The sequence below is a fragment of the Mycobacterium marinum genome, assembly GCF_003391395.1.
In the GTDB taxonomy this organism is placed as follows: Bacteria; Actinomycetota; Actinomycetes; order Mycobacteriales; family Mycobacteriaceae; genus Mycobacterium; species Mycobacterium marinum.
In genome coordinates this window covers 45626-60327 of sequence record NZ_CP024190.1, presented here as the reverse complement: position 1 = coordinate 60327, position 14702 = coordinate 45626, and the positions used below count along the sequence as shown (strand labels likewise).

Annotated in this window: 17 protein-coding genes; 9 read left to right on the top strand and 8 right to left on the bottom strand. The window is 66.2% G+C overall.

Annotated features, from left to right (window positions below; genetic code table 11):
- Nucleotides 1-67: 67 nt before the first annotated feature.
- Genes CCUG20998_RS00310 through CCUG20998_RS00300 form a run of 3 tightly spaced genes read left to right on the top strand, consistent with a single transcriptional unit; the run spans nt 68 to nt 2008 of the window.
- Nucleotides 68-742: an amino acid ABC transporter ATP-binding protein gene (locus CCUG20998_RS00310; protein ID WP_231389832.1), complete on the top strand. Its 675-nt coding sequence runs from the start codon at nt 68-70 to the stop codon at nt 740-742.
- A 56-nt stretch (nt 743-798) separates the two neighbouring features.
- Nucleotides 799-1302: a MarR family winged helix-turn-helix transcriptional regulator gene (locus CCUG20998_RS00305; protein ID WP_036456846.1), complete on the top strand. Its 504-nt coding sequence runs from the start codon at nt 799-801 to the stop codon at nt 1300-1302.
- Nucleotides 1303-1342: 40 nt separating this feature from the next.
- Nucleotides 1343-2008, top strand: a complete 666-nt coding sequence (locus CCUG20998_RS00300) for an SDR family oxidoreductase (RefSeq protein WP_020731227.1) — start codon at nt 1343-1345, stop codon at nt 2006-2008.
- A 29-nt stretch (nt 2009-2037) separates the two neighbouring features.
- Here the strand turns inward: CCUG20998_RS00300 and leuS are convergent, their stop codons facing one another.
- A complete protein-coding gene (leuS, locus tag CCUG20998_RS00295; RefSeq protein ID WP_020731226.1) occupies nt 2038-4968 on the bottom strand; it encodes a leucine--tRNA ligase in 2931 nt (976 codons plus the stop codon).
- Between the two features lie 198 nt (nt 4969-5166).
- Between leuS and CCUG20998_RS00290 the strand changes: the two genes are divergently transcribed.
- The 3 genes from CCUG20998_RS00290 (at nt 5167) to CCUG20998_RS00280 (ending at nt 7783) form a co-directional block, all read left to right on the top strand.
- The gene (locus CCUG20998_RS00290; protein ID WP_020731225.1) at nt 5167-6300 is read left to right on the top strand and encodes an LpqN/LpqT family lipoprotein; all 1134 of its coding nucleotides are present in this window, start codon (nt 5167-5169) and stop codon (nt 6298-6300) included.
- 84 nt (nt 6301-6384) lie between these two features.
- A complete protein-coding gene (locus CCUG20998_RS00285) occupies nt 6385-6735 on the top strand; it encodes a hypothetical protein (protein WP_020731224.1) in 351 nt (116 codons plus the stop codon).
- A gap of 7 nt (nt 6736-6742) precedes the next feature.
- Entirely contained in the window at nt 6743-7783 is a 1041-nt protein-coding gene (locus CCUG20998_RS00280; protein WP_231389805.1) for a bile acid:sodium symporter family protein, read from the top strand.
- On the opposite strand, the gene CCUG20998_RS00275 is transcribed toward CCUG20998_RS00280, so the two are convergent.
- A complete protein-coding gene (locus CCUG20998_RS00275; protein ID WP_099052677.1) occupies nt 7770-8414 on the bottom strand; it encodes a YqgE/AlgH family protein in 645 nt (214 codons plus the stop codon). The two genes, CCUG20998_RS00280 and CCUG20998_RS00275, sit on opposite strands and share 14 nt — an antisense overlap.
- 120 nt (nt 8415-8534) lie before the next feature.
- Between CCUG20998_RS00275 and CCUG20998_RS00270 the strand changes: the two genes are divergently transcribed.
- A complete protein-coding gene (locus tag CCUG20998_RS00270; protein WP_012392059.1) occupies nt 8535-9827 on the top strand; it encodes an MFS transporter in 1293 nt (430 codons plus the stop codon).
- A gap of 2 nt (nt 9828-9829) precedes the next feature.
- A complete protein-coding gene (locus tag CCUG20998_RS00265) occupies nt 9830-10603 on the top strand; it encodes a TIGR03084 family metal-binding protein (RefSeq protein ID WP_020731220.1) in 774 nt (257 codons plus the stop codon).
- 27 nt (nt 10604-10630) lie between these two features.
- On the opposite strand, the gene CCUG20998_RS00260 is transcribed toward CCUG20998_RS00265, so the two are convergent.
- From CCUG20998_RS00260 to CCUG20998_RS00250, 3 genes are all read right to left on the bottom strand, one after another.
- A complete protein-coding gene (locus CCUG20998_RS00260) occupies nt 10631-10879 on the bottom strand; it encodes a hypothetical protein (protein ID WP_020731219.1) in 249 nt (82 codons plus the stop codon).
- 124 nt (nt 10880-11003) lie between these two features.
- Complete coding sequence (locus CCUG20998_RS00255) at nt 11004-11324, bottom strand: DUF2710 family protein (RefSeq protein ID WP_099052605.1); 321 nt, start codon at nt 11322-11324, stop codon at nt 11004-11006.
- 87 nt (nt 11325-11411) lie between these two features.
- Nucleotides 11412-12518, bottom strand: a complete 1107-nt coding sequence (locus CCUG20998_RS00250; protein ID WP_020731216.1) for a DUF5631 domain-containing protein — start codon at nt 12516-12518, stop codon at nt 11412-11414.
- A 79-nt stretch (nt 12519-12597) separates the two neighbouring features.
- Here CCUG20998_RS00250 and CCUG20998_RS27740 point away from each other — a divergent pair, with 79 nt between their 5' ends.
- A complete protein-coding gene (locus CCUG20998_RS27740) occupies nt 12598-12741 on the top strand; it encodes a hypothetical protein (protein ID WP_020727578.1) in 144 nt (47 codons plus the stop codon).
- A 4-nt stretch (nt 12742-12745) separates the two neighbouring features.
- On the opposite strand, the gene CCUG20998_RS00245 is transcribed toward CCUG20998_RS27740, so the two are convergent.
- The 3 genes from CCUG20998_RS00245 to CCUG20998_RS00235 are packed head-to-tail and all read right to left on the bottom strand — an operon-like array spanning nt 12746 to nt 14661.
- Nucleotides 12746-13051: a DUF2694 family protein gene (locus CCUG20998_RS00245; protein WP_020731215.1), complete on the bottom strand. Its 306-nt coding sequence runs from the start codon at nt 13049-13051 to the stop codon at nt 12746-12748.
- Complete coding sequence (locus CCUG20998_RS00240) at nt 13048-13365, bottom strand: ESX-1 secretion-associated protein (protein WP_020731214.1); 318 nt, start codon at nt 13363-13365, stop codon at nt 13048-13050. The genes CCUG20998_RS00245 and CCUG20998_RS00240 overlap by 4 nt, the downstream gene beginning before the upstream one ends.
- A gap of 42 nt (nt 13366-13407) precedes the next feature.
- A complete protein-coding gene (locus CCUG20998_RS00235; RefSeq protein WP_020731213.1) occupies nt 13408-14661 on the bottom strand; it encodes a DUF4226 domain-containing protein in 1254 nt (417 codons plus the stop codon).
- Nucleotides 14662-14702: the final 41 nt, after the last annotated feature.

Genomic DNA, 14702 nt, shown 5'->3' with positions numbered 1-14702 from the left:
CCAGGATGCAGGTCGACAGCCGGTTTGTCTGGCGGCCAGGAGTATTCACCAAACGCTGGGCGGCAGCATGGTGCTGCGTGGCGTCGATTTGGAGGTCCCCGCGGGTACCACCGCGGCGGTGATCGGTCCGTCCGGGTCAGGCAAGTCGACGCTGCTTCGCACCTTGAACCGCCTGCACGAGCCCGACAGCGGAGACATCCTGTTAGACGGGCGATCGGTATTGCGCGACAACCCCAACGACCTTCGGCAGCGCATCGGCATGGTGTTCCAGCACTTCAACCTGTTCCCGCACCGCAACGTTGTCGACAACGTCACGCTGGCGCCACGCAAGCTACGCGGACTATCCAACGAAGAAGCGCGAGTGCTCGCATTGGACCAACTAGACCGAGTTGGCCTGAAACACAAGGCCAATGCACGCCCAGACATGTTGTCCGGGGGGCAGCAACAACGCGTTGCGATCGCGCGTGCCCTCGCGATGGCCCCACAGGTGATGTTCTTTGACGAGGCAACCTCGGCGCTGGACCCAGAGATGGTCAAGGGCGTCTTGGCGCTGATCGCCGACTTGGGCGCCGACGGGATGACCATGGTCGTGGTCACCCATGAAATGGGTTTCGCCCGCTCAACCTCGGATGCCGTGGTGTTCATGGACCACGGGACGGTGGTCGAAGCCGGTCCCCCAGAGCAGCTATTCGAGGCCGCGCGCACCGAACGGCTGCAGCGGTTTCTCGCTCAAGTACTTTGACAGGCCGGCTAGATCGCCTCTACCGCTGGCCAGATGTCGGGTTAGACTGCCGAATTATGGCGGATAGCGAATCAGCCGCGCCCGAGGTGACGGAACTGGCCGAGGGTCTGCACCGCGCGTTATCCAAGTTGTTTTCGATACTGCGCCGGGGCGACCCTAACGGAGTGGTCGCCGGCGAATTGACGTTGGCGCAATTATCGATTCTGGTTACCCTACTCGATCGGGGTCCCATCCGGATGACCGACTTGGCCGCGCATGAGCGGGTGCGAACTCCCACCACCACCGTGGCGATCCGTCGCCTGGAGAAGATCGGACTGGTGAAGCGCTCGCGCGACCCATCGGACTTGCGGGCGGTGCTTGTCGACATCACCCCGCAAGGACGCTCCGTTCACGCCGAGTCGCTGGCCAACCGGCACGCAGCCCTGGCCGCGATGCTCGACCAACTCCCCCACTCCGACCTCGAAACCCTGATGACGGCTCTGATCCCGCTCGAACGCTTGGCCTGCGGCGAACCCGCCAATGCCCCGGAGGACGACGCCGCCACGCCCGGGCGGGGATGAAAGTAATTGACCGATAAACGGATTGGTGTCAGCTAGACCCATGCCAACTGCACTCATCACCGGCGCCAGCCGCGGCATCGGTGCTGCGATCGCTGCCGCATTGGCGCCGACGCACACCCTGTTGCTGGCCGGCCGGCCTTCCGCCCAACTCGACGCTGTGGCAGATCAGTTCGGCGCCACTACGTTTCCGCTGGACCTCACTGATGACGAGTCGATCGAAACCAGCTGCGAGATCGTCGACGAACTCGACGTACTGGTGCACAATGCCGGGCTCTCCATCCCGGGGCATTTCGGCGATTCGCACGTCGACGAATGGCGCGCCACCTTCAACGTCAATCTCTTTGGTGCCGTTGCTCTTACGCTGGCGCTGCTGCCGGCGCTGCGAAGTGCCCGCGGCCAGGTTGTCTTCATCAACTCCGGGGCCGGGCGCAACGTTTCCGCCGGGATGGCATCCTATTCGGCCAGTAAATTCGCCTTACGGGCATTTGCTGATTCGTTGCGCACCGATGAGCCCACGGTTCGCGTAACGACCGTCTATCCCGGCCGCACTGACACCGACATGCAGAGGGAACTAGTCGATTTCGAAGGCGGTACCTACGATCCCGCAAGATTCATGCGCGCCGACACGGTCGCCGCGGTGGTGGCCAATGTGGTAGCCACGCCACCGGACGGTCACGTCCACGAAGTGGTCATCCGACCCCGCTGAGGACACCCACCCCGGGTTTGGAATCGCGGTCAAACAACAAGATTCACCAGACGGCCGGCGACCACGATTACCTTCCGCGGGCTTGCGCCCGCCAGGAACGCCTGCACCTTCTCATCGGCTAGGGCGGCGGCTTTGACCGCATCATCATCCGCGTCGGCGGCCACCACAACCCGGCCCCGCACTTTGCCGTTGACCTGAACCGGATATTCGACGGTGTCGTCGATCAGATAGGCCGGATCGGCTGCCGGGAATGGTCCGTGCGCCAACGAAGTGGTGTGACCCAGCCGCTGCCACAACTCTTCGGCCATGTGCGGGGCCAGCGGGGCCACCATCAGCACCAGCGGCTCGATGGCGGCTCGGGGCACGGCATCGCGATGGCGCTTGGTGAGGAAGTTGGTGTACTCGATCAGCTTGGCGACCGCGGTGTTATTTCTCAGTGCCGCATAGTCTTCAGCCACCCCGGCGATAGCCCGGTGCAGCGCCCGCAGCGTGTCGGTGTCCAACTCAGCGGGCGTATCAGCCACCAGGATCTCGCCGGTGTTTTCGTCGATCACCAGCCGCCACACCCGCTGCAAGAAGCGATACGCGCCGATAACGTCTTTGGTCGCCCACGGGCGTGAAGCCTCGAGAGGGCCCATCGACATCTCGTACACCCGCAGGGTGTCAGCGCCATAGTCGTCGCAGATCTCGTCGGGCGATATCGAATTCTTCAGGCTCTTACCGATTTTCCCGAATTCCTGAAAGACCTCGATCTCGCCGTCGGCACCGGGATACACAAACCCGCCGCCACGTTCGATGACCTCTTCGGCAGGTACGTAGGATCCACGCGCGTCGGTATAGGCGAAGGCCTGAATGTAGCCCTGGTTGATCAGCTTACGGTAGGGCTCGCGAGAGCTCACGTGGCCCAAGTCGTACAACACCTTGTGCCAGAACCTGGCATAGAGCAGATGCAGCACCGCGTGCTCGGCGCCACCGACGTACAAGTCGACGCCACCCGGGTCGTCCGGGCCGTGTTCGGCCGGCCTCGGCCCCATCCAGTACGTCTCATTTTCCTTGGCGCAGAACCGATCTACGTTATGCGGATCGGTATAACGCAGCTCGTACCAGGAGCTGCCCGCCCACTGCGGCATCACGTTGGTGTCGCGGCTGTACGGCTTGAGCCCATCGCCGAGGTCCAACTCGACGTGCACCCACTCGGTCGCCTTGGCCAACGGCGGCGACGGCTCGCTGTTCGCATCGTCGGGGTCGAAAAGCACCGGCGAATAGTCCGGTACATCGGGCAGTTCGACGGGAAGCGCAGACTCAGCAAGTGCGTGCGGGCGTCCATCCGCGTCGTACACGATCGGGAATGGTTCACCCCAATACCGCTGACGCGCGAAAAGCCAGTCACGCAGCTTGAATTCGATGCGGGCCTGGCCATGGCCGTCGGACTCCAGCCGAGCGGTGATGGCCTGCTTTGCCTCCCCCACGCTCATGCCGTCGAGGAATCCCGAGTTCACCAGGACGCCGTCGCCGGTGTAGGCGGCCTGCGAAATATCGCCGCCGGCAATGACTTCGACCACCGGAAGACCCAGTGCTCTCGCGAAATCCCAGTCCCGCTGATCATGGCCCGGAACTGCCATGATGGCCCCGGTGCCGTAGCCGGCCAGCACGTAGTCGGCAATGAATATCGGCACCGGCTGGCCAGTGGCGGGATTGATCGCGTGACTACCCAGGAAGACGCCGGTCTTCTCTTTGCTTTCCTGACGCTCGAGGTCGGACTTGGCCGCGATAGCGCGACGGTAGGCGGCCACGGCCTCGGCCGGCGTGGCACCACCACCGGTCCACAGCGGGTCCACACCGGCTGGCCACGCGGCCCCAACCAGATCGTCGACCAGGTCGTGTTCGGGGGCCAGAACCAGATAGGTGGCACCGAACAGGGTGTCGGGGCGAGTGGTGAACACTTCGAGACCGACCGCCTCACCGTTGGACCTGGTCGCCGTAAAGAGCGCGGAGGCACCCGTCGAGCGCCCGATCCAATTGCGCTGCATGGTCTTGACCTGGTCCGGCCAGTCCAGCACATCGAGGTCGTCGAGCAGCCGATCGGAGTATGCGGTGATCCGCATCATCCATTGCCGAAGCCGCTTGCGAAATACGGGGAAGTTGCCGCGGTCGCTGCGGCCATCGGATGTCACTTCCTCGTTGGCCAGCACCGTGCCCAGTCCAGGACACCAATTCACCATCGAATCCGCCCGGTAGACCAACCGGTGGTCATCGATCACGTCGGCCCGCTCCCCCGCCGACAGCGTGGACCAGTCCCGGCCGTCGGCAACACTTCTGGCCCCGGAATCAAACTCTGCGACCAACTCCGATATCGGGCGAGCCTTGTTGGCTGCCGCGTCGAACCACGCGTTGTAGATCTGCAGGAAGATCCACTGGGTCCACTTGTAGAACTCGACGTCGGTGGTGGAGAAGCTCCGCCGGCTGTCGTGGCCCAGCCCCAGCCGGCCCAGCTGGCGCCGGAAGTTGACGACGTTGGCCTCGGTCCTGGTCCGTGGGTGGGTGCCGGTTTGCACGGCATACTGCTCGGCCGGCAGACCGAAGGCGTCGAACCCCAACGCATGCAGCACGTTGCGGCCCTTCATCCGGTGATAGCGGGCGAACACGTCGGTGGCGATGTAGCCCAACGGGTGCCCGACGTGCAGGCCCTCCCCGGATGGATAGGGAAACATGTCCTGGACGAACAGCTTGTCCGCGGGCACCGGGGAACCGTCCGACGGTGCGAGCGATCCAACCGGGTTGGGCACGTTGAACGTGCCCAGGCGGGCCCAGTTCTGCTGCCAGGTCCGCTCCACACCGGCCGCTAGCTCGGCGGTGTAGCGATGCCGCGGAGCGTCGGATTCCGCGTCGTTAACACCGGAGGGGACACCAGAGGGGGCACCGGACGTGCTGCCAGGTGTCGTGGTCGGCGATTCGGTCACGCCCAACAGGGTATAAGGGCGGCTTTGCAGCGGCTGGCCCGTAGCCCACGGCCACGGGTTGGTCTCGGTTGCGTTGCACACCGATCAGATGTTCATCCCAGGTCTGTGTCGGTCCTGGTAGCTGCCGCCGCCAGCTAGTTACATTCAGCTTCGGTAGCGGGCAGCGCCGCCCGAATAGTTTCGGAGGGACCGACGCAAATGATCCACATCGCGCGCACTTGGCGAGGGTTCGCAGGGTGCATGGCCGCCGGCTTCGTCGGCGTCACACTCGTCGCGAGCGGCACGGCGTCGGCCGACCCGCTCTATCCGCAGCCCCCGTCGCCCGCACCGGCTCCCGCCCAAGCGGCGGTTCCCCCCGTCCAGAACCTCAATGCCTCCCCCGGGAGCATCACCAACCGGTTCGCCCCGGCTCCCGCGCAGGTGCCCGCCCCGATGCAGGTTCCGGCCGCGACGGGCGCGCCGGTACCGGCCGCCATCCCCGCCACCGGACAAATGCCCGCCGCCGGGCAAGTCCCCGCCGCCGGGCAGCTGCCCGTCGCGGCGCCGGTGGCCCCTGCGATAACACCCGCCGCCACCGGGACCGTGCGCGACTACCTGAACGGCAAGGGCGTCAAGCTCGAGGCGCAGCGGCCGCAGGGGTTCAACGCACTCGAGATCACCCTGCCCATGCCCCCGCGCTGGACGTCGGTGCCCGACCCCAACGTGCCCGACGCGTTCGCCGTGATCGCCGACCGAGTGGGCGGCAACAGCGTGTACACATCCAACGCGCAGGTGGTGGTGTACAAGCTGGTCGGCGATCTGGATCCCGCCGAGGCCATCTCCCATGGCTTTGTGGACAGTCAGAACTTGCTCGCCTGGCGGACGACCAACGCCTCGATGGCCGAGTTCGGTGGCTTCCCGTCGTCGGTCATCGAGGGCACCTACCGCGAAAACGACATGACGCTGAACACCTCCCGGCGCCACGTCATCGCCACCTCGGGTAGTGAGAACTACCTGGTGTCGCTCTCGGTCACCACGGCGCAGTCCCAGGCGGTGGCCGATGCCCCCGCCACCGACGCGATCATCAATGGATTCCGGGTGGCGGCCCCGACGGCAGCCCGTCACACACCCGCCCGGGCGGGCGCACCCGCTGCGGTAGCGCCGCAGACCCCGGCTCGGGCCGCGTCGCCGGTCGCACCCGCTCAGGCACCCGTGTCGATACCTCATCACCCGGCGGCCGCGACGGCGCCGGCTCAGGCGCCCGCGCCCAATCTGACGCCCGCGCTGCAGGCCGTGCCGGGCCAAGTAGCCGCGGCGCCGCCGGTCGCCGCCGCGCCCGCCCCATCGCGCTGACTCCCGACACCCATTACCCCGGGGGGTTTGATCCGATCGCCCCTTGATCAAGCGAACTCGGTCACGACCTCGTATTGTGACTCCATGATGATCGCCGGTGTGCTCTGCATGTGTGCGGCGGCGGCGTCCGCCCTATTCGGAGCGTGGTCACTCGCCCGCGCCGATGTCACCGACTCGACTCAGCTGGCATTGCGAGCGATGGCACCCACCCAGTTGGCGGCCGCGGTCATGTTGAGCGCCGGAGGGGTGGTGGCGCTCGCGGCCTCCCCGCACACCGCCTTGGTGGTGTTGATCGTGTGCGTCACGGGCGCGTTGGGCACGCTGGCCGCCGGTTCGTGGCAGAGCGCACGGTTTGCGCTGAGCCGCGTGGATGCGATTCCCGACGAAGCCTCCTGTAGCGGCTCCTGCGCTGGTTGTACGCTCTCCTGCCACTGAGCATCCGGTGGCACGGCAGCGGGGGATCCGGTTAGACCCAGTGCTGCTGATGGTGCTGGGGGGCGTATTGGCCGCCGTCCTGCTACCGGCACGCGGTGCCGCCAGCGACACGGTGATCATCGCCGCCCGGGTGGCCGTCTCCGTGTTGTTTTTCCTCTACGGCGGCAAGCTGTCCCTCGAGCAGGCCTGGCACGGGCTACGCCAATGGCGCCTTCATGCGCTGGTGCTGATCACCACATTCCTCATATTCCCGATCCTCGGGCTGGCCATCCGCGCGCTGGTGCGGTCCTGGATGGACGAAGAGCTGCACAGCGGACTGCTGTTCATGTGCCTGGTCTCCTCGACGATGCAGTCAGCGATCTTGTTCACCTCGATCGCGCGTGGGCACGTGTCGGCGGCGATAGTCAGCGCGTCGTTGTCCAACATCCTCGGTGTGCTGCTCGCTCCGATACTGGTGCTGTTCTTGATGGACATCGGCGGTGGCTCCCAGGCCGAAGAGAGCGCACTGGCCGATTTTGTGCTGCAACTGTTCGTACCGTTTGTGCTGGGGCAGCTGGCCAGGCGCTGGATCGGTGCGCTCAACGCACGGCATCCAGGCCTGATGCGCTGGATCGATCGCGCCGCGATCCTGCTGTTGGTGTACGCGGCCTACTCGCTCGGGGTGGCGACGGGTGGATGGACCGAGGTCGAAGCGTGGCACTTGGTGGCGGTGGTGGCCCTCGATGCGCTGTTGCTCGCCCTGGCCTTGGGGATCACCACGGCGCTGGGACGGGCCGCTCACCTCAATCGCGACAACGCGGTCGTGCTGATGTTCTGTGGTTCCCAGAAGAGTCTGGTGTCCGGACTGCCGATGGCGATGGTGATGTTCCCCGAGGCGATATCCGGCGTGGTCATGCTGCCGTTGATGATCTATCACCAGTTGCAGCTCGTGGTGGGCGCGGTGATCGCCAGCAAGCTGGGGAGAAAAGTGGTCGACCAAGCCGACTCGGCCGCCCTGCCCGCCGTCGCCGAACCCGACGAGCGGGGGGAAAGCCTCAGTTCCGGCTGACGTCGATCGGGTGGGTCGCCAGCAGCGAAAGCGGCCAAGGCTGCCGTCGCAATGTCCGGCCCCACAAGTCGGCCCGCGGCGGTACCAGAACGTCAGATGGCAAGGCCGACAGCACGATCCAGTCATCGCGTTCGATTTCGCCCTCGAGCTGCCCGATGGTCCACCCGGAATAGCCCGCAAAGATCCGCACGCCTTCGACCAGCGGTGCGATCAGGTCGGGGTCGGCGTCGAGATCGACCATCACGATCCGGCCGGCAACATGGCGCAGACCAGACACTTCACCCGGATCGGCCCCGACCCGCAACGTCGCCAGGCACAGGGCAGCGTCGCGCTTCACCGGCCCGCCGATGAACATCGTCTTGGGCTTGGCCGCAAGCTTGGCCCACTGCGGCAAAACGTTGTGCACGGCGGTCTCGCTGGGCCGGTTGAGCACCACACCCAGCGTCCCGCCGTCGTTGTGCTCGACGATATAGATGACGCTGCGCCGGAAGGTGGGCTCGAGCAGGTCGGTATTGGCCAGCAGCAACGTACCCGCTCGCACCCGTTGTGCGGCAGGCGCAACATGGTCTTCTGGATCTTCCTGCGGCGCCACCCCAACATCATGGCATTCACACCACGGCACTAACAGCATCATCACCGGGTTAAACGAGCACTGTCGGCAGATATTTGTAGCGTTGTTGGGTCCGCACCATGCGAAATCGGGCTAACCTTCGCTCGATCGTGGAAGTGGGGGTCTGTGATTCGCAGCCGGATGCACGCCAGCGCACCCGTCGAATTGTGGCGGTCGGTAAGGAGCCTGCCTGATTTTTGGCGGCTGCTTCAGGTGCGCATCGCCAGCCAGTTCGGTGATGGCCTCTTTCAGGCGGGGCTGGCCGGGGCCTTGCTGTTCAATCCGGACCGCGCCGCCGATCCGATGGCCATTGCGCGCGCGTTCGCGGTGCTGTTCTTGCCGTACTCCCTGCTGGGCCCGTTTGCCGGTGCGCTGATGGACCGTTGGGATCGGCGCTTGGTGATCGTCGGCGCCAATATCGGTCGATTGATCCTCATTGCCGGGATCGGGACCATTCTGGCGTTTGAGGCGGGCGATCTGCTGCTGCTGTTTGTCGCGCTGTTGGCCAATGGTCTGGCCCGGTTCGTCGCCTCGGGGCTGTCGGCGTCGTTGCCCCATGTGGTGCCGCGCGAGCAGGTGGTCACGATGAATTCGGTGGCCACCGCCTCGGGTGCGGTCGCGGCGTTTGTGGGCGCCAACTTCATGTTGCTGCCCCGATGGCTGGCCGGTGGCGGTGATCATGGCGCCGCCGCGGTCATTTTCACCGCGATGATTCCGGTCGCGATTTCACTGCTGCTGGCCCTGCGGTTCGCCCCCCGGGTGCTCGGCCCCGACGACACCAAGCGCGCGATTCACGGATCGGCCGTGTACGCGGTTATCACCGGCTGGATGCACGGGGTGCGTACGGTCGTCCAGCTCCCGACGGTGGCCGCCGCGCTGTCCGGTCTGGCGGCCCACCGAATGGTGGTCGGCGTCAACTCCCTGCTGATCTTGCTGCTGGTCCATCACATGCGAGACGTGGACGTCGAAGGGTTGGGCACGGCACTGCTGTTCTTCGCCGCAACCGGCCTCGGGGCCTTCCTGGCAAACGTGCTCACCCCGGGCCTGATCAGGCGCTGGGGGCGCTACGCCACGACAAATGGCGCCCTGGCCGCCGCCGCGGTCATCCAGCTTGCCGGCGCGGGCCTGCTGCTCCCGGTCATGGTGGTCTGCGGGTTTCTGCTGGGAGTGGCCGGTCAGGTGGTCAAGCTGTGCGCCGACTCGGCGATGCAGATCGATGTCGATGACGCGCTGCGGGGACACGTGTTCGCCGTGCAGGATGCGCTGTTCTGGGTCTCGTATATCGTCTCGGTTACCGTGGCCGCGGCCTTGATTCCCGACGACGGGCGCGCGCCGGTCTTTGTGTTGGTCGGCTCGGTGATCTATCTGATCGGACTTTGTGTGCACAGCATCGTCGGCCGGCGCAGTTCGGCCGCGAACGTTGAGGGAGGTTGACAATGGCGGGTCCCGGCCCGATCGTGGCTGACCTGGAGGCAGAAAACGACGACCTGGACGCCCTGGTGGCGCCGCTGGCACCGCAGCGGTGGAGCGAGCTGACCCCGGCACCGGGGTGGAGCATCGCACACCAGATCGCGCACCTGCTGTGGACCGATCGCGTGGCACTCACCGCGGTGACCGACGAGGCGGGGTTCGCCGACGTACTGACCGCGGCGGCCGCCAACCCGGCCGGCTTCGTGGACGAGGGCGCCGAGGAGCTTGCGGCGCTGCCGCTGGCGGAGCTGCTCAGCGATTGGCGGCTCACCCGCGGCCGACTGCATGAGGCGCTGCTCAATGTTGCCGACGGACGCAAGTTGCCGTGGTTCGGCCCCCCCATGAGCGCCGCGTCAATGGCCACCGCGCGCTTGATGGAGACCTGGGCGCACGGGCTTGATGTCGCCGACGCCCTCGGTGTCACCCGGCCCGCCACCGACCGGCTGCGCTCGATTGCCCACCTGGGTGTGCGCACCCGCGACTACGCCTACTTCGTCAACAACCTGGCCCCGCCCACCGAGCAGTTCCTGGTCGAACTGCGCGGCCCCGGCGGTGACATCTGGTCGTGGGGACCGGCCGATGCGGCCCAGCGGGTCACCGGGCCCGCCGAAGATTTCTGCTTCCTGGTCACCCAGCGGCGACCGTTGAGCTCCCTGCACCTCACCGCGACCGGCGAGGATGCGCGGCAATGGCTACAGATCGCGCAGGCCTTCGCCGGGCCTCCCGGCGAGGGGCGATGACCCTAACCTGACGCGCGACCTAGCCGGCTAGGCGCCGTGGCGCGAGTCGCCGCCCTCGGGGTCCTCGTCGAATGCCTCGTCGTGGTGCGCCCACTGGGGCAACGGGGTTGGTGGCGCGCCCCCGAACACCGCGTTCAAGTAGGACGAAGCATTGGGATCCGATGTTGGCGGCCTGACGCCACGTCGAGCCTTGCGCACAAAGGTGAACAACAACACGCCGCTGCCCATCACCAGGAAGCCCACCAAGGCCACCTTGGCGATCGTCAACCAGGTCATGGTCCACCAATCTAGCCCGGATGCCGCCCCGATGATGCGAAAGAGACTGTGGTGCGGAAAATCTAGCCGAGCCACCGGATGGCCATTTCGAACTCATTGCACCGCAAGACAATCCAGCGGCCGGTTACTGCAAAGGCCCGCCGTAGCGGGCCTCGTTTTCGGCTTCCGCCTCTTCACGCAGCGCGGCGAGGGCGACGTTCAATCGATCGGCCAGCTCAGCATGGGAGTAGCCGGTCATGACGCCGGGATGCAGCGTCAACTTCAGCAACCGGCCGTCGGAATTGGCCACAGCGTGAACATCTCCCAGGTCCACGCTGTAGGTGACATTCTCCGCCTGCGCGACAAGTGCTTCCCATTTGTCGGCCGCCTCGCTCAGTTCGCGAAGGACGGATTCAACGAGGTCTTTATCGCTCAATTCCGCGCGACCGCCGGGCCCCGACACCAAGACAGTATGTCCACGGCTGTAGCCACCGTCAATTCAAACGTGACGTCGAGCGTGTATGCACCGGTGGCCGATTCGATCGGCGAATGGTCACGCATTGAGTTCCCGAAACCAGGCCAGGTGGTAGTTCGCCGTCACCGCGTCGCCGCTGACACTGCTTGCGGTGGCCGCCAACAACATGCAGTTGAGCAACACCTCACCATCGATGCTGGGGTAGCGGGCCATAACCTCGTGCCGCGCGGTGTCGAGATGCACTCGCAAAAGGTCGATTTCGTCTTCCACCACGGCCGTCCCGGCATCAGCCGCCTTGGCAAGTACGTGCGCCATCCTCGGCAACCCGACACGGCTGCGGGTAGCGTCACAGAGCTCTCGGGCCACATTGTCGGCCATCGGCAACTCACGCGGCCGCACCGAGGATCTCGTCGCGGTGTCTTCGTCCGCCCAGGGCAGCGGATCGCCCGGGCTGTAGCTCAGCAAACCCGTCGCCGCATCGACCAGTGCGGCGAGCCGGCCGCTGCGCCGCTTTGGGGGCAGCAACCGGACGCCCTGCGGAAGGGCAATCCCGGGAGGTATCCAGCCGTGGGCGACGTCGGTGACCAGCACCGTGCCTTCAGGCCGTTGCCCAATCGCCCAGTTCAGGCGAGGCTCCTGGCGGGCCACGAACATCAGCAGTCGACGCAGCCGCTGGTCGTCCGACTCCGGCACAGCAGGTGCCGGAGCTCGAGCCGCTGCCCGGGCCGCATCGACCGCGTCGGGGCGCCCGGCTGTCGGCGGTTGCGGTTGCGATCCCGGTTCGGCCGCGTTCGGATCGGCGACGTCTGGTGGTGCGACGGGCGGCTCGGTTGACGCCCCTTCACGTAGTTGATTCCGTGCCGACTCGACTCGTTGCACCGCCCGCGCGCGGGCGTCGTCGATCACCCTGGCCTCTGCGGCACGTCGGTCCGAATCAAGCATTACCGCGTGGCGCAGGCTAGCCAGCTCCTCATTGGCGGAATCGGCGATACGCTGCAGGTCGGCTTCCAAATACTCTGCCAGCGTGGCAGTTTCGGGCGCATCCCGCGACAGTTCGGTGGGCCATAGCCCGCCGATCACCCATGGGGTGCAGTCCGGCGGAGAGCTGAACGCCGGGATGGCCAGGGATTCCTGGGCGGCTTTGCGGAGGCGCTGACGCGCCGTCCGTCGCCCGAAAATCGCCATCGGCTCAGCGTACCGGCACCTCACGGGGCGTCGCAGATGGTGAATTGTGCCGACGAGCGGGCCTCGGTAGCGTGAGGCCATGGCTGATTCTGCGCTGCAGCAGCAACTCGATGAGGTGCGTTCTCTGCTAAGCCGCGCGCGGGAACTGTTTGGCGCCAATCCCGTCGAACCACCCACCGACATCGCACCCGATCCCGATACCGCCAAACCCTGGCTGCTCTAGCCGATCAGCGGCGGCGCGGCCGTAATTGGTGGGCCAGCAGTCGCTCGATGGCGACGTCGAGATCTCGGTTGGTCGGCACCTCCGCCGATGGCGTGTGGCCGGCCGCAACGATCTCTTCGCGCACTTCTAGCAAAGCCTTCAGACATGAGACATCGGCCGTCAGCAAAATTCCCTCGGCCAGCGCAGCGGCGTCGGTCTCCATCGCTCCCTCGCTCAAGGCCACGCTGTGCATGTAACCGCCCCGGCAGGACCGGACCAGGATGTGCCCGCTGGGATGGACGGTGTCGAACGCGGGGTTGGCGTCGGTCATCGACCGTTGTCGACGATGCCGCCGAAGTCGTGAGCCGCGTCTTGCTCGTGCTGGTCCCACATCGCCGCGGAGGTCCGTAGGTTCTGCGCGATGTCGGCATGCTCGTCGGCCTGCTGCTCGTAGCACTGACGTCGTAGTTCGAGAAGATCGCGGCCGGCGTCGCGCAGCTCACTGAAGATCGGCCCCAATGAGTTCAGGCTCTCCTGTATCGCGGCATGCGACGACGGCACGCTGCGCAGGTATTCGGAGGTTTGCTCGTGATGGGCAGCGGCTTCGCGCAGGTGCGCCGGCTCCACATGGATTCGATCTGCCATCCGCTGTCTCCTCGTTATGGCGCCGGGGTCCCGCCGGCGGGCTCAGTATCGCGGGGCGACCGGCGTAGTCGCCGGCCGGGTTGGGGTTGGGGCGCCGGTCTGGGCCGGCGCCGTGACGGTCGTCGATGTTGGCGGATGCTGCCAGCCTAGGAAGTTCGGCCCGCCCATGCTGGAAACCTGTTGCATCTGCCCGTCCAGAAACGCGTTGCCATCACCGAGGGCAAGCGCGTGCCGATCCGTGAACATGCCGATGTCTCCGGCGGCGAGTCGCGCCGGGTCTATCGGGTCACTCACCGGCGTTCCGGGCGGGGGGATGGCAATGCCTTGTTGCTGGAACGCATCTGCGATGGCAGCACCGCCCGCGGTGGCGTTGATCGCCGCGGCTAGTTCAGGGCTTGCCGCGGTGATCGTGTCCCCGTTGGGCAGAGTCACCTTCGTCGGTCCGGTGGGCAGCGGTTGCGGCTCGCCCGACGATGCCGGTTGCTCCGTGTCTTCGCCACCGCCGTCGGTGTCCTCATCCAGATCAGCTGGTTCGTCGTCTGAGTCGTCCGGATCCAGGGCAAGGGAGTCGAGGCTGGGGTCATCGAGCTCGTCCAGGCGTGATGCGATTGCCCGGGGGATTGCGGACAAGGCCGGACCCGCGGGCAAGTTCGGGACCGAACCAGCACCCGACGGAGTGGCAGCGCCCGATCCGTCGCCCAGGCCGGGCATGCTCGGCAACGCCGGCGCCGTCGCCGCGCCCGACGGCGCAGCGCCCTGCGGCAACGGCGCCTCAGCTACCAAACCCGGGTCGTCGAACAACAGCGAGTCCAAAAGCGGGTCCCCCGAGATCAGCCCAGCCGCGCGGTCCGCATCGGCACCGGTGCCCGCCGCGGGCTCGGTGACCGTCGGCGCATCACCGGGCGAACTCGCCTCTTGCTTGGATGCGTTGTACAGCGACGTCCATGCGGCCATCAGGGTTGCTTTCGAGGTGTCATCGAGGCTCGCAGTGGCGACCACCTCCCGGATATCTCTGAGCTTTCCGATCAGGAAGCGCTGGAAGTCGCGGGCTCCGGCCGGTGTGTCCAGATCCGAGCGGGTCCGCACTGCGGCTTCGGTCTCTTGCTGCAGCTCGTCGAGCGCCTCGCTTCCGTCGACCGCCGTCAGGTGCGCATTCAAGATAGCCGCGATCACCTGCAGATCGAGCTGCGAGCTCATCGAATTCTGGTGTGCTAAAGCCACTTCCGCGCCAGCGATGGCATCGGCGGCGGCTCCGCGTGCCGCGCCCGACTGCGCACGCTGCTCCGATCCGCCCATGTCGCGTGACAGTACCCAGGCGCCTCAGCGCCGACAATTCA